12 protein-coding genes are annotated in these 18,240 nt (G+C 63.3%); 4 read left to right on the top strand and 8 right to left on the bottom strand.

The genetic code is table 11. The annotated features are described in order from the left end of the window. Positions 1 to 45: 45 nt before the first annotated feature. Entirely contained in the window at positions 46 to 972 is a 927-nt protein-coding gene (locus tag ACFWU2_RS06605; protein WP_378602809.1) for an HNH endonuclease, read from the top strand. A 107-nt stretch (positions 973 to 1,079) separates the two neighbouring features. On the opposite strand, the gene ACFWU2_RS06600 is transcribed toward ACFWU2_RS06605, so the two are convergent. From ACFWU2_RS06600 to ACFWU2_RS06570, 7 genes are all read right to left on the bottom strand, one after another. Next, positions 1,080 to 3,950, bottom strand: a complete 2,871-nt coding sequence (locus ACFWU2_RS06600; RefSeq protein WP_378602806.1) for a DUF262 domain-containing protein — start codon at positions 3,948 to 3,950, stop codon at positions 1,080 to 1,082. Positions 3,951 to 3,988: 38 nt separating this feature from the next. Beyond that, positions 3,989 to 5,887, bottom strand: a complete 1,899-nt coding sequence (locus ACFWU2_RS06595; protein WP_378602803.1) for a UvrD-helicase domain-containing protein — start codon at positions 5,885 to 5,887, stop codon at positions 3,989 to 3,991. Between the two features lie 432 nt (positions 5,888 to 6,319). Next, entirely contained in the window at positions 6,320 to 6,976 is a 657-nt protein-coding gene (locus ACFWU2_RS06590) for a GIY-YIG nuclease family protein (protein WP_378602800.1), read from the bottom strand. A gap of 193 nt (positions 6,977 to 7,169) precedes the next feature. Then, the gene (locus ACFWU2_RS06585) at positions 7,170 to 8,750 is read right to left on the bottom strand and encodes a hypothetical protein (RefSeq protein ID WP_378602797.1); all 1,581 of its coding nucleotides are present in this window, start codon (positions 8,748 to 8,750) and stop codon (positions 7,170 to 7,172) included. A gap of 128 nt (positions 8,751 to 8,878) precedes the next feature. Beyond that, entirely contained in the window at positions 8,879 to 10,471 is a 1,593-nt protein-coding gene (locus ACFWU2_RS06580; RefSeq protein ID WP_378602794.1) for a hypothetical protein, read from the bottom strand. Between the two features lie 181 nt (positions 10,472 to 10,652). Further along, on the bottom strand, positions 10,653 to 11,726 hold the full coding sequence (locus ACFWU2_RS06575; RefSeq protein ID WP_378602787.1) for an HNH endonuclease domain-containing protein: 1,074 nt from the start codon (positions 11,724 to 11,726) through the stop codon (positions 10,653 to 10,655). A gap of 11 nt (positions 11,727 to 11,737) precedes the next feature. Further along, positions 11,738 to 12,607, bottom strand: coding sequence for a hypothetical protein (locus tag ACFWU2_RS06570; protein WP_378602784.1), 870 nt, complete (start codon positions 12,605 to 12,607; stop codon positions 11,738 to 11,740). A 281-nt stretch (positions 12,608 to 12,888) separates the two neighbouring features. On the opposite strand from ACFWU2_RS06570, the gene ACFWU2_RS06565 reads away from it, so the two are divergent. Then, positions 12,889 to 13,548 (top strand): hypothetical protein, encoded by a 660-nt coding sequence (locus ACFWU2_RS06565; protein WP_378602781.1) that lies wholly within the window; start codon positions 12,889 to 12,891, stop codon positions 13,546 to 13,548. An 8-nt stretch (positions 13,549 to 13,556) separates the two neighbouring features. Here the strand turns inward: ACFWU2_RS06565 and ACFWU2_RS06560 are convergent, their stop codons facing one another. Further along, entirely contained in the window at positions 13,557 to 13,967 is a 411-nt protein-coding gene (locus tag ACFWU2_RS06560; RefSeq protein WP_378602778.1) for a hypothetical protein, read from the bottom strand. A gap of 213 nt (positions 13,968 to 14,180) precedes the next feature. Here ACFWU2_RS06560 and ACFWU2_RS06555 point away from each other — a divergent pair, with 213 nt between their 5' ends. Continuing rightward, positions 14,181 to 15,440 (top strand): hypothetical protein, encoded by a 1,260-nt coding sequence (locus ACFWU2_RS06555; protein ID WP_378602775.1) that lies wholly within the window; start codon positions 14,181 to 14,183, stop codon positions 15,438 to 15,440. Then, positions 15,427 to 18,240: an FtsW/RodA/SpoVE family cell cycle protein gene (locus ACFWU2_RS06550; protein WP_378602772.1), complete on the top strand. Its 2,814-nt coding sequence runs from the start codon at positions 15,427 to 15,429 to the stop codon at positions 18,238 to 18,240. The genes ACFWU2_RS06555 and ACFWU2_RS06550 overlap by 14 nt, the downstream gene beginning before the upstream one ends.

The raw sequence follows: 18,240 nt of genomic DNA, 5'->3' as shown, positions 1-18,240 counted from the left end.
ATGATGATGGCGTCGGTGTGGTCTCGGGCGGCATCAGGAGGATCTGTGAGTGACAGTTTGTGGCGCGGTGACGGGTTCGACCTCCGGCTTCGTCGTGAGGCAATGGCCTGGTTGACCGTGCGAACAAACGACGGACTCGATCCGATCAGTCGCCAGGACTTACTCGACTTCACGATCGATGGGAAGATGTTCCGGCTGATGGACCCGACGCGCGGGATTCGGAAACCCAAGGAGCTTTCTTCTGCTTTGTCCATCAGCACGACGTACCGCGCGCCCGGTGCGAAGCGTCCGTACGAGGATCAGGTCGGCTCGGATGGGCTTCTACGCTACAAATGGTCGACGACCGACCCGAACAACATGGACAACAGGGGATTACGCGCTGCCATGAATGAGGGCGTTCCGCTGATCTGGTTCTACGGCGTGGGGCCGAGTTTGTTCCAGCCCATCTATCCGGTGTTCATCTTGGGGGAAGAACCTGGCGAACATCAGTTCGTCATCGCCACAGAAGTCGCTCGCGATCTCCACCGTCCCGATTCGCAAGCGGAGGCGCAGCTTCGGCGTTATGTAGTGGCCGAGACGAAACGCCGGCTCCATCAGCCTGTCTTTCGTGCCACTGTCATGCGTGCATATGAAACGCGATGCGCGGTCTGCGCTCTCGGACATAGCGAGCTGCTCGATGCTGCGCATATCGTGCCCGACTCGCACGACGCGGGTATTGCGTCGGTGACCAACGGGCTTGCTCTGTGCAAGATCCACCACGCCGCATACGACGTGAACATCCTTGGCATTACGCCGGATTTGGTCGTAGAGATCCGGAAAGATCTTCTCGACGAGATCGATGGCCCGATGCTCGAGCACGGTCTCAAGGAGCGGCACGGCCAGAAGCTCATGGTGGTTCCGCCGGCTCGCAATGAACGCCCTGATAGAGAACTCCTGGCGACAAGTTACAAGCGTTTTCTCAGCGCCGGGTAAGAAAAGGCGCTGGACGCGGTGGACGCGCTGCGCCGCCTCGATAGCTCGAGTGGCATCTGATGAGTGAAAGGGGGTGTGCGAGGGCAGGTCCCTCGCACACCCCTAGCTCATCGGTTGTCTGCCGAAGGGGCAGATCGGTCGAGGTCGGTGACGCCGAAGAACTCTGTCACTCGGTTCAGGGTGTGCTCGTCGCGGAGCCTGCAGGCAGAATTCTGGTTTGCGAACAAACCGGCCTCGCGCAGTGCAGACTCGCGGTCGACCGTCCGTTCCCAAACGACGGGAACGATCCACTCCTGGTAGTCCTCGTCAGGGTCCGGGTTGTCGATCTCGTGCGTGTACGGACCGACCAGGTCGAGACTGCGGAAACTGACCTGCTTGCCGTCGACCTCGAGTGTCGCTCGGTCCGCCGGAGCGGCGGAGCCGGCGACTGTTCCGGCACCTACGTAGCCGACCTTCGGGACGTAGACGAAGACGCGATCTCCGACCTGGAGGTTCTTGAGGGTGTCGGAATACCAACGGCCTCCGCCGGCTGACACGAACCCGTACTTGCGCGCGTCGTCCCAGTTTCGGGAATCGTTGACTTCGCCCAGGCAGACGTACCAGTCCTGCCCGTTCCACTCGGGTTTTTCCGAGGTCGGCGTCAGGTTCGTGTTTTCCGTCGTGGCCGGCTTTTGCGACGTACGGGTCGAGGGAGATGCCTTCGAGGCGGATTTGTTGGCCGTGTATCCGAACTGTGTGAGTCGATGCCGGGCGACATCGAGCTCCGAGTCGGTGAACAGTGTTTCGAAAGTGGGCTCGATGACGAGCGCCTCCACTGTGAGGTCGATGCGTCCTCGTTCCCACAGCTCGGAGAAGCCGTCCGAGATGGTCCTCGAGGCAAGGAGCTTCTTTGCTGTAGCCAGAGGACCGATGTTCGCGACCATGCTGATGAAGTGGGTGGCGTTGTAGCCGGCTTCGCGTCGAGCACGGTCATAGAGCTCGCGGATGCGGGAACCGAACTCCGACTCGAGTTCGCTCGTTTTGTCGCTAGCTTCCTCGAGCAACTCTTCCGGTTCGGTCGACTCCGGGACGCCGGCAGCGGCCTCGTTGAGGTTGTTGACGAAACCGAGCAGAGCGTCCACGGATGTGAACACCTTGTAGCCGAGTTCCTCGAGACGCGGCAGGTCGGCTTCATCGGGATCGAGTTCGAGGATGACAGGATCGCCGACGCCGTGCTGCAGGCCGTCGGGCCAGAACGCTTCTGCCATGGACAGGAAGCGCCCGTTCGCGGGATCGGTGATTTCGGTGTCGACCTCCGGTTCCGCGAATCCGAGGTCGCGAAGCTCCGCGATCATTGCCTGAATCTGCAGAGTTCTCGGGTCATCGGGCTCTGTTTCCGTGACGGCGAGCGGCTGCAGCGACTCTTCTGCGCTTTGCGAACCGGACCGGAGCTCTTCCAAGAATGATTGGGCTGCCTCTGCGAGCAGTTCACGCCGTGCTGCGAGGAAGTCCGGGTAGCGGTCGACCGTCCACAGTGCCGGATCGGTCGGAATCCACTGAGACGCGAGTACACCGGGATTCTTTGCTTCGACTTCCGCAAAGTACTTCTCCGGCGCACTCTTGCCGATCTCCAGGTTGGTGGCTTGGGTGAGGAAGCAGAAGTTCGCGATCGCATTGATCTCGTTGCGGTCGTATCGATCGCGCAGCAGGGCCTTCGGGAAGATGTGGTGGACCTGCAGGCTGGTGAGTTTTCCGAGCAGCTCTGCACGCAGTTCCAGCCCGCTGCCGAAGTCGCGGGCGCCTTTGACTCGTGTTAGCAGGTAGAGCAAGGGGTAGAAGCGGGATCCGCGGGTCGAACCGTCGAAATCGTGGGGAAGAATCTCGAGGCGTCCACCGCGAATGCGTTCGAGCGTAGCTATCAGTCCGTCGACTCCGGAGTCGCGAATGGTGTCGTAGTCCTGCTGCAGGTAGGTCTCGGTCGATCCACCGAACCGGCCCCACAGAGCGGAGTGGACATACCAGTACAGGACCTTGTCGCGTTGGGCTGCGTCGGTGAACTTTCCGCCGTTCAGTTCGAGTAGGCGGGACACGACTGGAATCGCGTAGCGGCCCATGAGAACTCTGTCGTGGTCGAGACCGAGACGGCCGGATGCTGCGTCGAGGAACGTGCCGATGTGGGCGACGGAGGAGGCGAGGGCGCGTTCGAACTCGTCGGCCTTCACGTTGCTCAGCGCGGTGAACAGTGCGCGGCCTCGCGCTACCGCCGTGGCGTTTCGAAGCAACCAGTCCAACGTGAAGTCGAAGCCGGCCTTCTTCCATACGGCGAGGTGGTCGCGCATCTCCTGGCGCGCGGGCGGCCACTGTGCGCACAACGACGCGAGCGCAAGGTCGCCCTTCGAGAGTTTGGTGCCACCGGAGTTCACTCGGTTGAAGATGTCGACCACCTCATCGACGGACTTGTCCAAACCGGTGATCTTCTCGACGTTGAACTCACGCTGCAAAATCTGCGACAACGTGTTCAGGCGGTCGAGGTAGGTACTGGCCTTCTCGGCGTGGTTGGTAAAGGCGGTGAAGAAGGGCTTCAGACCCTCGCGGAACAATTGAGTGACACTCACCCAACACGGGTCCTCTGCCATGACCATCGGGCGATAGAACTCGAAGACTTCCGACTCGACGTTGAAGTACAAACCCGTGAACGCAGAGGGATCGCCTTCGAAGAATGGGGGAGGTGTGCCACGCACCACGCCGTACAGAGAAGTGACGCGCTGCTGCCCGTCGAGCAGAAGCTGCCGAACACCACCACTGGTGATCTCGCCACGTACAGCGATCTCATTGGTCGCGGTCTCCCACATCAACAAGCCGCCCACGGGATAACTCCGGTAGAGCGAGCGCATCAGGCCTCGGACCTGATCACGATTCCAAACGTAGCCGCGTTGGAACTCGGGGAGCAGAACGGTGCCCGAATCGATCTCGTCGAGCAGGGTGGACAACTTGGGCATTCGAAACCTCTCGGGAAACAGAACTGTAGAGCGGGAAGTCAGATAAGCGGGGTGAGGAACGGGCTGGGTTCGCCATGCCAAGTCACCGACAGTTGCTCTCGCGCACGAGTACACGCGACGAACAGGAGAGAGCGTTCGCGTTGTAGGTCCCGCTCGTGGCTGTGTTCGTCCTCGCTCACCGGGGTAACGGCATATGGAGCGGGAAGCTGTTTACTTGTCGCGGCACCGACAGCCAGGCAACGAAACTCGAGACCTTTCATGCGGTGCATCGTTCCGATCGAGACACCGTCGGTGCTGTTGCGCGAGTCGGACAAGTCGGAATTCGGGATGCCCTGTTTCGTGAGAACACCCGCAAGGGACTCCCCAATTTTTTTGGACCGTACAGCGATCCCGATCTCCGACGGCGCGATTCCGCTGTCGATCCACTCCTGAACTTTGTCGGCAATGAAAGCGAACTCGACGTCTCGCGTTCCGAAGCCTCGAACGGCGGGGTGATCGCCGTGAATGTCCGAGCGACAGCCGGCAATCGAGTCGAAGTGGTCGTTCATGTCGTCGATGCGACATCCCTGTATCACGCCGAGACTCCACCGCAGAATCTCTGCAGTGGTGCGGTAGTTGATAGACAGCCGGCTGGATCTTCCCGTTACCTTGATGCCGAGCTCGCGCAGACTGACATGGTTGTTGTAGATGCGCTGATGGGTGTCACCGGCGAGGAATAGGTCGTCTGACGCTTCCGGCACGGCAGCACGCAGGAACCGCCACTGATCGGGGCTCAGGTCCTGAGCTTCGTCGACAACAATGTGGCGGTAGGGCTTGTAGTCGCGTTGTTCGAGAATCTTCGTCGCTTCTCGACGCACGGTTTCGTGCGTGTGCAGCGCACGCGTCTTCAGTGCTTCTTCGAATTCCCAGACTGCCTGCCACACCTGTGCTTTCTGAGTGGCACCGAGTCGCCGCCCTCTACCTGTTCGCTTGGCAGCGAGGTACTCAGTTGCAGAACTGACACGTTGCGCGAGCACCACCTGGCGCCACTCTTCGCCGAGAAATACTTCGGTGAAATCGATACCCAGGTCGTCGATGATGCTTCGCCAGAGCTTCTTCTCGTCCGCGGAACTGACCATGTGGGGGCTACCGTGCACATCGCGGAAAACACGATGAGCGAGACGGTCGACGTGCTGGACGTCGATGCGGGACGTGACGTCGGAACCCTCAGTGAGCAGTTCGATGCCTTCCCCGAGCGAATCGGACAAGGTCGAGGTGAAGGTTGTCACGAGGACTTGTCCTGCGCCCCGTTCAGCCAACCGGCGTGCACGATGCAGCGCGACGACGGTCTTACCGGTTCCCGGCCCGCCCGTCACCCGCGCCGGCCCCCGATAGGTTGCATCCACCGCGGCCCGTTGCGCGGGGTGCAGATAGATCCGCCATAAAGCGAAGGGGTGGGCGAAGACCGCCATCATCTCCGCAGGACCGTCGACGAGAAGCACGCGGTCGGAGCTGCGTTTGATTGCGGCGTCGAGGTCGTCGGTGTCCACGGGTCCGTCGAGGATTTCAGCTCCGAGATCTGACCACACCTCGTCGGGAGTCATGCCGGCAGCGAGGCCGTAGAGGACCTGCCACTGGATAGTGGGGAAGTAGGGTTGGGCTGCGTCGAGCTGGGAGTCCTCAGTCAGCAGCCGCGCGAAGCGTATTGCCTTCTCGTCCAGTCCGAGCCGGGCAAGTTCGTTGTCCTTGACGTGCTCGAACAAATAGATGGCAGAGACATTCTCGGATTTGTGATCGAGATGAGCCAGCTGCTCGTCAAGTGCGGCGTCATCGCGGACTTCGATGCCGCCGGTCGCTTGGTTGACGGAGACGTCGCGACGCTCCGCCCACACATACGCATCGTCGTGGGGTAGGACTTTCAGGAGAGTGTAGGTGTCCCCATTCTTGGGGGCCAGCACGATACCGCGCCAGAACTGCGTGATGCGGATCGACCGGAAAAGGGGATTGCGTGCGTTCTTGATCTTCTCGAGATGGAGACCCGAGTGTGTGGCGGAGTCGAACTTCTCGAACACCTCTGTGACGCGAGCTTGGACTGTCGACTCGAGCTTCGAGAAGTCGAGGAGGAAGCCCTTGTCGATCGCAAGTGTTGCCAATATGCCCGCCCTCGTTTCCCACTCCGCTGATTACCTGTTCATCGTGTTGTCGTTCCGACGAACCCAGACATTACGGATATGGGACGACAGGATCGCAGTACACCCTGAACGCGAATGACCGGTCGGTTTGCGGGGTGTGTGCGAAGCGAACGGTAGCCCAGGGAGACTAGGAATCGCGTGGTCTTGTCTCGTCACCGGGCCGACCGTCATAGCTCCGTCAACCTTTGGCGCGTCCGGCTATGGGTACCGCCCACCGACGCCCGGATTTGCCAGTACGGGGAGCGCCCGAGCACGCGTACGCGCGTCCCTTCGGATCTCACTCATTCGCGCCGCAAAACGGCAGTTAGCGTTACCGGAAATATTGAGCGGCAACACCAACTTCCCGAACAACCGTGACTCGAGTTCCCAGGGCGTATCGTCCGCAATCCAGGACACACGAGCATGGTCGTGCATCCACCGAGACAGTTCCCGTTCGCCTTCGCCGAAGTGCATCCGAGTGCCGGAACCGAATCGACGGAGTTCGAACCCGAGCGTGGTCGCCAAGAGACACCCGAGGCTCAGACGCAGCGTCGAACCCTCCGCGTTGCCGGCATAGTGCGTCGTGATCCTGGAGCGAAGTGTCTGGCTGCTGACAAGAGTTCCGGTCTTCGGCGGAGCTTTAGGGCTGATGCCTACATACAGAAGTGTCAGGCCGTCACGCTGGATACAGCCGGAAGCCTCCACTTCGCCTGGTAGCTCATCGAACCACCATGCATATACCCCGCCCTCCCTCGGAACCGGAGTGTCCCGCCCGACCGCTACGTCGCGGCGCACCGGTTCGTTGGACAAGATCCCTTGGATATCGACGTCCACTTCATAGATATCAAAAGCGCGTTGGTCAAGCTGCTGCGTCACGGCGATGAACATAACAACGGCTTACGAAAGGATCGAGCACCTACGCCTCGTCCTCGTCACACGCGGTGATGCTATGGGCCGGGCTGAGACCTCGACCTCGCGCTAGTGAGCGCGCACGGGACACGTCGAAAGGTGCTTGTGACCAGAGTATTAGCGATCAGCACCGCGATTATCGCCTCAGAGCGATCGTGCTTCACTGCAGATCTCGCAGCGACCGCCCGTCGGTCAGCCTCCAATCTCGCCATCCGTTCCGGCTGCGACCACACTTCTCGATCAGGGGAGCCGACGGGTCGTCGTACTCTTTGTCCTCGAAACGGATTCGTCCGTCACCGGTCACCGTCGCGGTGTGAACGAGACCTGCCGGGGCGTCGCGATAGCAAAGGGTTTCGCCGGCACGCAGTCGGCCGTCTTTCACGTGCTCGTACAACGACCCAACTGCGGTGGAAGCCTCTTCGACCGTCGCCCATTGCTCGATCCGGACTTTGTTTTCGGTCTCGGGACGAGATCCACCGACCAGCTGGCCGACGCCTCGTCCCACGAACCCCAATCCCGCTCCCGCGCCGGCGAGTCCGGCGCCGAGCGCTCGGCCGGCTCCCGCTGCGGCCGCCTCTCCGACCCACAGGGCTCGGCTACCAACTTCTGCGAAGGCATCGGCGATAGTGGGCTTCTCGGCCTCCACCCACGCGGTGACCTGCCGACCGCGTGCCTCGGCGAACCCATCGAGGTCGTTGCGGAGCTGGACGATGTCGTGCGAGAGATTATGGGTGGCGCCCCAGCGGAACCCGTCGAGCCGATCCATGCGGGAGTACTCGGACAGATGCTCGCGCGCGTGGTGCAAGAGCATGCCGTCCTGCTCGGCGTTTTCGGCGAGCAGTCCGCGGGCATCGTCGAGCACGAGCTGGAGGTGATCGGGTTCGGTCGCCTGAACTCGCGCGATCCGCAGACGCTGCCACAGGTACAGCGACTGCTCGCTCACCACCAGCAGATGGAGGGTCTCGCCGAGTCGGTTGTCCTCGAGCGCATTTCTGAGGTAGTCGGCACGTTCGTGGACGGGCTTGGTCGGATCGAAGCCTGCGAGGGTGCGTTTGGCGTGTTCGCGTAGGCGCTCGATGGTGACGACAAGCTTCGGACCGAGGCTCGCCACGGATTCCCAGTCGGTATTCGTGAGGATCTGGCGTTCATCGAGTTGCGCAGTGAGTCGACTCAGCACGAGGTAGTGGCCGCGGACATCACCGGCACGGGAAGCCTCGGCGAGCATAAGGACTCGTTCGACCTTGCCCTCGACACGGGCAACTGATTTTTCCACGGACGCGATGGCACTGGCGAGTGCAACTTGGACCGCCAACAATTGGACAGACGCCATTCGTCCAGGCGCCATGGACACCTTCTGCCACTGCATCTGATGCGAGAATTTTCCTGCGCTGTCGACCAACGTTCCGCGGAAGAAGCCGTTGCCGACGGGGAGTGCGCGCGCCGTCTTCAATGCCTCGACGGTTTTGGAGGAGAGCCGTACGAACTCACCGGCGTGTGACGACATCGCCACACCCGCCGCCGCAATCGCACCAGCGTGCGCTGCGACCACGGGAGAGACGTCGGCGGTCTCAATCGCATCCGACACGAGCCCGCGAAGTTCGGTCACATACCTGGCAACGGCGCTCGGATCACCACACACGAGCAAACCTTCGGGCTCTACACACAGTGCGACGTCGGTGCCGGGCTCGTCGCTTGCCGGCACAACGGCCGCACCCATCGTCCGTGCCAACTCGTTCATCATCCGCTTGCTCTCCTCCGATTCGGCCCGACGGACCGAGAACATACCCTGAAATTCCGACATTGGGACGAGGCGGATGGACGTACAGGTCGGGTGCGTGACTCGACACCGGATCCGCAGCGGCGAGTCTGTTAGCGGTCGCCGAAACGTTCTGCCCAGAACGGCAGGTTGCGGACGTAGTCGACGTCTTGCTTGCTGTCGTCGAAAACGAAGCCGATCAGGTCGTCCGCCAAACTGAGGACGCCTCGCGCGAGCGCCCAAACGGTGTCTTGACTTGTGTAGAGGTAGTACTCGCGAGGAATCGGGAGTAGGGGCTCCCAGGACACTCGCACCGAGCAACCGTCACCCGGATTCTCGGTGATCGTTCCGCGGAGGTAAAAATCCATCACGGACACGCGGTGACCTCGGCGATCGAACGGAAGGCCGTCGGCGGTGGTATTCCGGCGCGTGCGAACGGCGATGGGTTCACCGGGGAGCATGTCTGCGACTTTCGCTTCGTACCGTGGGTCGGGATCCATACGCCATTCGCCCTTCGCGATGAAGTCGTCGACCTGGTTTCTCCCTGATGCGCGTGGCCCGCACCCAACAATCCAGTACAGGTCCACGTCGCCGAGTTCCTCGACGTCGATGTTCGTCTCGGGCTCTATGTCGATGCTCACGGACTCGACGTACGGGATGGAAGAATCCAACTGTGTAGTGGCATCCTCTTTCGAATCCTCTGCCGACCTTCGATATTCGGGATAGACCAACTGCACCAGCTGCGGGCAGTGATACCGCGTGTAGACACAGAAGTGCTTACGCATGAGGTCGAGAACGAGCTGTGCAGCTGCGGCCGTGACGTCGGGATCGGCTAGCAGTCCTTCGATTGCGTTCAGATCTTTCGGCTTGAGGCAGAGCAGGTCGCCGCCGGCATCTACGTAATCGCGCACTTCGATGCGAACTCCGGGATGCCTGCGTCGTAGGGAGTGCAGCGACCCCACTCGCGACAACAGCGTGCTTTCGCGCACGTTCAAGATCCCCTGGACCGCGCCGGGGGAGTCCTTGACGCCGTGGGCGACGAACACTTCCATCATTCCGACGCTGATGCAGAACCGGCGAGGGAACTTGCTGCCCCCGTATGTTCCGGTGCTCACCGACCAGTACTGGAATTCTGTAGCCCGCGGCGACGGCACACACGCTTCTAGGAAAGTGCGCAGCAGCGCGGTCAGCGCGGGCGCTTCGGGGAGGTCGCTGAAGCGGCGGGCAGCCGTGGAATACCGCACCTCCTGCTCGGAAAGATTCTTGAGGGGAGTGGTGTCGCGAGCATTGACTCCGCGCGGGTCGCGGATCCACTGCTTCTGCATTTCGTCGCCGAACAGCTCGTCGAGTGCGTCGCGACCGGTCGTGACATCGGAATGTACGACATTGCGCAACGGAGTCTTCTGTGTCCTCAGTTCACGAATCAGCGTGCGCTCAACGACGCGAAGCTGCTGCTTCGATGCTGCTTTCGGCAGGAGGCGAACACTCGCAATCTCGTTACCCCACTTCGCCGCATGCCCACCCATCCGCGAGCGGAGGTCGACTGATTCTCCGAGGTAGTACGTGTTGTCGCTGAAGCCGAGCAGGTACCAACCGCTCCGTTTCGGTCCGTCGGCCGGCAGTGCGGACCGTCGCACATCCGCAAAGCTCACAGGAGCACGGAAATTCCAGCCGTCTGCCCATTCATCGACACCACGAATCGTCACGGGCGAATAGTAAGACTCCACATAACGGGAGTTTCACGCGACGTGGTCGTATCGGATAAATGTCACGAAGTGCGAAGCAGGGTCGATAAAAGGCTCTGTGGTCGAATGCCAGAGGTCCCGGCCATGTGATGGAATGCGAGCCCGAATAACGCCGCTGCTCGCGGATCATTGGTCCCGATAGTCACCACTCGTTTGTGTGGGACGGGTCGTGTTTTTCGTAGCTCCCGACTCCCCGCCACAGTACTGATCCCGTTGGCAGCGCAGCGTACGCTCCGCGCGCAGCCGACTCGGTGCGCTTGTACAACAACGGTATCCGCGATACCGAAGCGATAGCGGGCAAAGACTCCCGCTTCAGAGCGCGCGACATGTGTTCGAGCACGGGCATGCTGGCAGATTTTCCGAGGTTGCATCGTGGATCGGTGGCAACGAGATTGGCGACGCCATCGATCGGGAGAAGCGACCACGGGAGGACGTGGTCGACGTGGACCTCGGCCATTATGCGGCCGTCGCAGTAGAAACACCGATTGTTCTGCAGTTCTCGGAGCGGCTCGGCGAGTGCGCGTAGAGCGGTGCGGTCGGAGCCGAACAGGAATCCGTCGAGATCTTCCGCATCGAGTTCCGCTCGGTTGAAACCGATGACATCTTGGGCCCAGCGCGACCGCAAGAAGGTTCGGAGCAAAGTCGATGTCCGCCGCAGTCCCTCGGGCACGCCTGGCCGTAGAGTGATGACGCCGATTTGATCGATCTCGACAACCGTCATCTTCTTGTGGAACTCGCTGGCATCGAACAGGAAGTCGTCGCGAGGACGACTGCGCGGCACCGTTTGAAGGTGGGTAAGCGGTTGTTGGGCAATAGTTGTCCGGAGCGCCCGAACCAGTGAGTGGTAAGCAGGGTGATCGACTTCGCGTGCTGCCTCCGCTGTGCGAAAACCGTCGCGCAACAGTACCCCTTTCGCGTCGGCGATCTTGTCCGGAATCGATCGTCCTTGGCGTGACTGTGCGAGCCGACCGTGTTGGTGGAACACCCGAACCTGCGTCCAGTAGTACCCGACGAACCGATGAGAGATCTCGTCGATAGGTACCGTGAGGGTTCCGTCGGGGGCCGGCGAGTGCTCGACGCAGATGTCGATCAGCGCCATCAAGGTCGCGAGCTTGTACGTCGACTCTCTACGTCCGGTTTCCACCAGTTGAACCACTCGGGCCGCGAGGTCCACCGCGTCGAGGGGTCGACCGGTGCCCTGCTGGAGATCGCTCATCCTGGATTCCATTACGCGCAGTAGTCGCAGCGTCCGCTACGGGGAAGGGCAGTGTGATGTTCCGGGCACAGTTCGATCTTCTCGGGACGAGCTGCCGCAGCCTTACGCGCTGCCGCTTCGCGTGACACGGTGACCTGTGGCGGGAGCGTAGGAGTGCCTCCGTTCGAAGGCAGATCGGTGCTGAAAGCGCGGTAGCAGCTGAGGCGGGCTTCGGCGGCGTGATGATCGAGGTCGTTCGGGATGGGCTCACCTGCTGTTTCGAGGACGAATCGATACCCGTCGCCGACAGTCTGGTTCTGGGTGACGCACAGAGCGGTGAGCGGCGGCTCGCCCCGGCGTGCGCATTCTTCGACGACAACTGCCAGTACCCTGCCGATCCAATTGCGCATCTGGGACTTCGTTCGGATTCCGGAGACTTCCTGGACCTTCTCGGCCAGCTCCTTGTAGGTGACGAAGTCGTTGTAGCGGATAGCGGTCTCCAGCAGGACGTCGTGCGCGACCCTTCCCCACTCAGCGATCGCATCGCGGAAGGACACAGCAGATCCGTCGGATGCGCGCCAGGTGCCCGGTGTCGTTGTGGGAGCGGGCTCGACATGGTCGATTCCGTCAGGAGTGCTCACGGGTTCGTCAGTCGAGGGATCTGTGTTCGAGACGGCCCGCGGCGTATAGGTGCTTGTGGCGAAGCCGAACTTGCGGAGCTGAGCCAGCGCATGGTGGGTATTGAACTCGGAGCGCGGCTGCCCTGTGACCAAGTGGTACGCCTGTTTCGGAGGATAAAGAACACCGTCGATGTCCGCCCAGTGTTCCTGGAGAGGTTCGGGGGCAACCTTCCGGATCGTCGCGGCGGGGGTTGCGGTGTCCGAATTGGGCGTATCGCTCATGCGCCCCATTAGAGCGGGTAGTGCCGACAATTGTTGCCTTGACCCCGTCAGGTGCGTGAATTTCTCGGGACTCACAGGGGCAGATGCACTCTCGCTCGACCGGGAAAGGTGTCAGCTATGGAGTATTGTCCGCTGGTCGACTGTTCTGCCGGCGGTCGAATCAATACGGGCAGAGGGGCACCTTGAACGCCGACAACCGCGTGCTGGAATCGATCATTCATTGCGAGATCCTGGCTCGATGCAAGGCCGGTGAGGACTTGCCGTGCTCGAAGGTCGTTTCCGTGCAGGATGTGCCTCTGTCCGAGCACCAGGTGCCCGAACCGTGGACAGGGCATCTCGACAGAGCTCGTCTGATCTTCGTCAGTAGCAATCCTTCGATCGACCCGCGCGAGGCGTATCCGCGCTGGGGAGACGATATCGCCGGATCCGTTCGATACTTCAACGACCGGTTCGACGGAGGGCACGGGCAGATCCGTGACGGCATCTACAGTCCGTTGCCGGAGGGCGGATGGTCCGGCGCGGTCCGTTTTTGGGCAGCGGTAAGGCAACGGGCGTTCGAGCTGATTCCCGGGGCCACTCCCGGGGTCGACTATGCGCTCACGGAGGTCGTGCACTGCAAGAGCACGAATGAGATCGGTGTGGAGGAGGCACGTCATACGTGTGCGACGAAGCACCTTCCCAACGTGTTGGCGGCTGCGACGGAAGCGCGAGTCGTTGCGGTGATCGGTGTGCACGCCGCCAGTGAGGTCTCGCGTCTGTTCGACCTGGGCCTCGACGGGAACAGCAGGTACGCGGAGCTCGATCAGGATGGCAGCCGCCGCGTATTCGTCTACCTGGACCATCCGTCGAGCTGGGGAAAGAAGAAGCGTTTCGCTATGGCTCTGACGCATGACGAGCTCGACCGAGTGCGCATGGCGCTCGCAGACAGCACTCTCGAGTAGGATCTCGTTCACGTCGGCGACGGACTCCGACTCGTGCGTGCCACCAACAGCCCCGCCGCCACCATCACCTGGCCCACCATCAAGGCTGTCGGCAGCGCGACGAGCTCCCACCCGGTCGAGGCGAACCCGAAAGCCCACACCACGATGGTCGCGGCCAGAGCCACCGTGGTCACCTGTCCGAGTGCCATGAGAACCGCCGCCGGCCCGCGAGTGCGTCGCCGGAGAACGCAGGCGGTCCCGACGATCGCTCCGGCGAGAGAACAGGGCAATCCGACCAATGTCGGCAGCACCACCAGCAGTTCGAGACCACGGCCGCCGACTTCGACCACTCCTGACACGACCAGCTGAGGCACCACGTAGATCAGGACCGCAACCGTGCACAACACCGAGACGATCGAGACGGTCCGGAGCATCTTCATGAAGGCAAGGTAACGGACGAGGTGATCCGTTCGAGGATGCCCCGGACGGGCCGCAGAGTTTCGGTCGAAAGCCGCCGCAACCGAGGGGAGAATGGCACAGAATGGAGCGGTAACCAATAGCAGGCAAGTGGGAAAGGTGCTTGCAGGATCCACCGTCCGCCCCGCTTCTCGACGCTTGAAGATGCTGGGGGACTAGCAGTTTCAGGATGCGCGATGATCGAGGCACTCGTGGGGATCCACGCGACGGATGGCGAGCCCGACCAGGCTCGGTCCGGACCGCCGACACGAACCGACGATGATCCAGGTGGCGTCGGCGTCTCCCTGGCGAGGCTGCTCGCGATCGCGAAACTGACACCCGCGCAGGCGGCCGTGCTCGTCACCGATGTGGTCGATCAGGTCGAGTCGGCACACGAGCCGGGGCGTTCTCCGAAGAGTCTTCGAGCAAACGCCGTGACGGTGTCCGAGAGCGGGCACCTCACGATCGAGCGCGGCGGGAACGCGGGATCTTGGGACGAGATCCGTGATGCGGTCGCGGTCCTGCTTCGAGAGATCGCGACGAACTGTCGCAGCGCGGAATTTGCGGATCGGCTGGACGAATCGATCGCCGAAGCGTCGGACCCGGTCGTCCTCGCGCAGCTCGTGCGCACCACTGTCGCAACAGAATTCGCTCCGGGCGAGGTGGAGGTGACGCGACGTCAGCTTGCGGCGCTCGTCTCGGCGGTGCTGGGACGCGCCCGTCCGGAAGGTCGGGGGCAGGAACGGCCAGACGTGCCGGATCAGCTGCCCCCGACTGCCGGATCCTCTCTCGCCTCGACCGGCTGGCAGCCACCCACAGGGAGAATCTGGCATCGCAGGAGAAGACGACCGTCGTGGCGCCGAGGTCTACTCGCGCTGCTCGCCCTCCTCGTACTCGCCGGGATGGTGTGGGTGGCTCCGAAAGCATGGTCGGAGCTGAGGCAGGGATGGAACACCCTCCTCGACCCCGGGGAGTCGTCGATGGACGATCAGATCAGTCCGGTTTCGCCGCCGCCCCCGGCGCCCGACGCCGTATCCCCTCCGGCCGAGCCGGGGTCCACCGAGCCGGGCCCCGTCCCCGTCGATCTTCCGGGTGAAGCCGGACCGATCACCCGGATGGTCGCGAGCTTTGCCAACGGTGCCTGTGAGCCCGGGCGATCGTGCAACCTGCGGGTGGATGTCGGGGTCGATCCCGCAGCGAATATCGCTGCGGTGACCTGGAATCTGACCGTCTACGACAGGTGTACGGGTGTTGTCGGTCCGGGCGGCGAGGTCACGGTGCCGGTACCTCCCGGCGCGCAGGAGGCCTACGGCGTCGGTCGCGTCGACCTGCCGCCGGGCTCTGCGCTGGCAGTCGCCGCGATCAGCACGGCTCCCGCTGCCGCCGCGTCGGAGCCGCTGTACGTGCCCGCCGAGAACGTAACCTGCCCGCCGGGGGGCTCTGGTGCAGGCGGATAGGCGCCGATCCGATCCCTGGCTCGTCGCTGCGGCAGTCGTCCTGGTCGCTCTCGGCGTGCTCAACATGTGGTCGACGGGAATGACGGCACCGGCGGTGCGTCACGCGGTTCTCGCGGCCGTGGGCCTCGGCGCCATGTGGGCGACCTCGCGAATGCGGGTCGCCACCCTGAGCCGTTTCGGCTGGATCCTCTACATTGCCTCGGTTGTCCTGCTCGTGGCCGTGCCGCTGATCGGGATCGCGACGATGGGCGCGCAGCGCTGGCTGAATCTCGGCGTGTTCACCCTGCAGCCCTCCGAGATCGCCAAGCTCGCCCTGGTTCTGGTGCCCGCATCGATACTGGCTCATGACTACACGGTCCGCAGGTTCTTAGCGGTCCTGGCGGTTGCGTCCGTGCCGATCGCGCTGGTCGCGCTGCAACCCGACCTGTCGACGGCCGTTGTCCTCGTCTTCACCGTGGTGCTCATGCTGATCCTGGCCCGGGTGCCGATGCGGTCGCTTCTCCCGCTGTTCGCGCTCGGCGTCGCCTCGCTACCGCTGGCGTTGCTGTTCCTCCGCCCGTACCAACTCGATCGGATCAACGTCTTCCTCTCGCGCGACGCGGATCCGCAGGGTTCGGGCTGGGCTGCCTGGCAGGCGGACATCGCGATCGGCAGCGCGGGATGGTGGGGCCTCGGCCGGGAACCGGACTACGGCCTCCGGGCCACCTACTTGCCCGAATCCGAGCACGACCTGGCCTTCGCGAGCTTGGTGTACGGATGGGGTCTGGTCGCCGGCTTGGCTGTCGTGCTGGCCGTCGTGGTCATCGTGTGGCGCGCTGTACTCGCTGCCCGACGCGCACGGACCAGGGAAGCGGCACTCGTCGCGGCGGGTGTCGCCGGACTGTTCGGAATTCACACGGTGGTCTCGGTCGCCCAGAGCCTGTCGCTGCTGCCGCACACCGGCATGCCCATCCCCTTGTTCAGTTACGGGGGCACCGCCTCGATCGTCGGATTCGTCTCCCTCGGCCTGGTGCTCGCGGTGCGGCGCGACGGCGTGACGCGGTCGCTGTGGGCCACCGAATCCCGGAAGCGACGGCTCCCTCGCGGAGTGTCGACGAGCGCGGTGGCGGTGACCGCGTCGCTCGTCGCGATGACGATGTTCGCCTGGCAACTCCAGACCGCGCACGGCGGCGATCTGCGGGCCACCAGCGACACGCAGATGCTGCGCTGTCTCCGCCTGCCCGCCGAACGAGGTGACATTCTCGACCGAAACGGTGTTCCGGTCGCGGTCAATGTCGCCGAATACTCCGTTGCAGTGGTTCCGCGGATGTTCGCCGACGGTGACCCCGGGATACGCGACGAACTCGCCGCACTCCTCGCCATCACGCCTGACGAACTCGCGGACGACCTGACGAGCGCGGAAGGGGAGATGCAGCTCGTGGTCGGACGCGTCGGGGCCGAGCAGGCCCGGCGAATCGTGGATGCCCAGCTGCCCTGGGTACTCGTGTACCCGACCGGACGCCGGCAGTACCCGCAGGGGGAGTCGCTGGCGTCCGTCCTCGGGTACGTCGGGACCGCGGACGAGCAGGCCATGGGGTTCTGGCCGAACCTCCCGCTCGGAGCGCGGGTGGGCAAGGCGGGACTCGAGATGCAGTACGACGCGTTGCTCCGCGGCACCGACGGCCGGCAGTGCATGTACGTCGATCCGTCCGGGCGTCCGGTCGGCACAGGGGAGAGGGTGGACCCGGTGCGCGGTCACGACCTACGGTTGCACCTCGATCTCGGCTTGCAACAGGCCGCGACCGATGCGCTCGCACGGGCGATGCGCACCAGCGGAGGCGACCTCGGTGCCGCAGTCGTGATGGATGCCCGCACCGGCGGGGTGCTGGCACTGGCCAGTGTTCCCGGCTACGACAACAACGTCTTCGAACCACCGGTCGACCCGGTCGCGCTCGCGGCGCAAACCGAGGGCACGGGGCCGGGGCGGATGCTCAACCACGCCGCGCAGACTGCCGTGCCTCCGGGCTCGACGTTCAAGATCGTTACCGCCGCGGCGAATGCGGCGTCCCACGTGCTGTCGCCGGACACCGTGCTCGCGGGCGGCGCCTCCTATGCCTACGGAGGGCACACTTTTGCGAACTGGCAACCCATGGGGGGAAACAGTCTGCTGGGGGCCATCCAGTGGTCGGACAACGTCTACTTCTACCAGCTCGCCGACCTCCTCGGCCCCGAGCGCATAGCGACGACCGCGGGTGAACTGGGCGCCGGCTCGCAGACGGGCATCGATCTGCCCAACGAATCCGCGGGTTTCCTCGGTACACCGGAGAACGTCGGCAGCATCGGTGGGGCCTGGTATCCGGGGTCGACCCTGTTGATGGGAATCGGTCAGGGCACCGTCAGCTCGACCCCGCTGCAGGTGGCGCGCTGGACCTCGGGCATCGCCTCCGGCGCGATGGTGACGCCCCAACTCGCGACGGCCTACGGGCCGGCGGAGGGTGTGCCCGTTCCGACCGAGGCACCGCATCGACTGTCCTTCGCGGACGAACTCGGACCCGTGCGAGCGGGGATGCGGGCATCGGCCACCGCCGGTACCGCCGGCCAGCTCGCGAGCCTGCCGGTCCCGGCCGGGGCGAAGACCGGTACCGCGGAGGATCCCTCGGCCCCCGGCAAGGGCCTCAATGCCTGGTTTTCCGCGGTGGCGCCCTTCGATGCACCCGAGGTCGTGGTGACGGCACTCGTGCGGGGCGGTGGATTCGGTTCGGCGACATCGGGTCCGGTGGTCAAGACTCTGCTCGAGCGCTATCTCGCGCAGACCCGCTGA

Origin of the sequence: Rhodococcus sp. NPDC058639 (genome assembly GCF_042717545.1) — a bacterium.
GTDB lineage: Bacteria > Actinomycetota > Actinomycetes > Mycobacteriales > Mycobacteriaceae > Rhodococcus.
Note: the sequence above shows the minus strand (reverse complement) of the source record. Positions and strands in the feature narration are given on the sequence as shown.

Bases quoted from the DNA above. Each gene is read 5' to 3' on its own strand.
- ACFWU2_RS06600 (WP_378602806.1), bottom strand. From the start codon at position 3,950: ATGCCCAAGTTGTCCACCCTGCTCGACGAGATCGATTCGGGCACCGTT.
- ACFWU2_RS06585 (WP_378602797.1), bottom strand. From the start codon at position 8,750: ATGATGAACGAGTTGGCACGGACGATGGGTGCGGCCGTTGTGCCGGCA.
- ACFWU2_RS06575 (WP_378602787.1), bottom strand. From the start codon at position 11,726: ATGAGCGATCTCCAGCAGGGCACCGGTCGACCCCTCGACGCGGTGGAC.
- ACFWU2_RS06570 (WP_378602784.1), bottom strand. From the start codon at position 12,607: ATGAGCGATACGCCCAATTCGGACACCGCAACCCCCGCCGCGACGATC.
- ACFWU2_RS06560 (WP_378602778.1), bottom strand. From the start codon at position 13,967: ATGAAGATGCTCCGGACCGTCTCGATCGTCTCGGTGTTGTGCACGGTT.
- ACFWU2_RS06555 (WP_378602775.1), top strand. From the start codon at position 14,181: ATGATCGAGGCACTCGTGGGGATCCACGCGACGGATGGCGAGCCCGAC.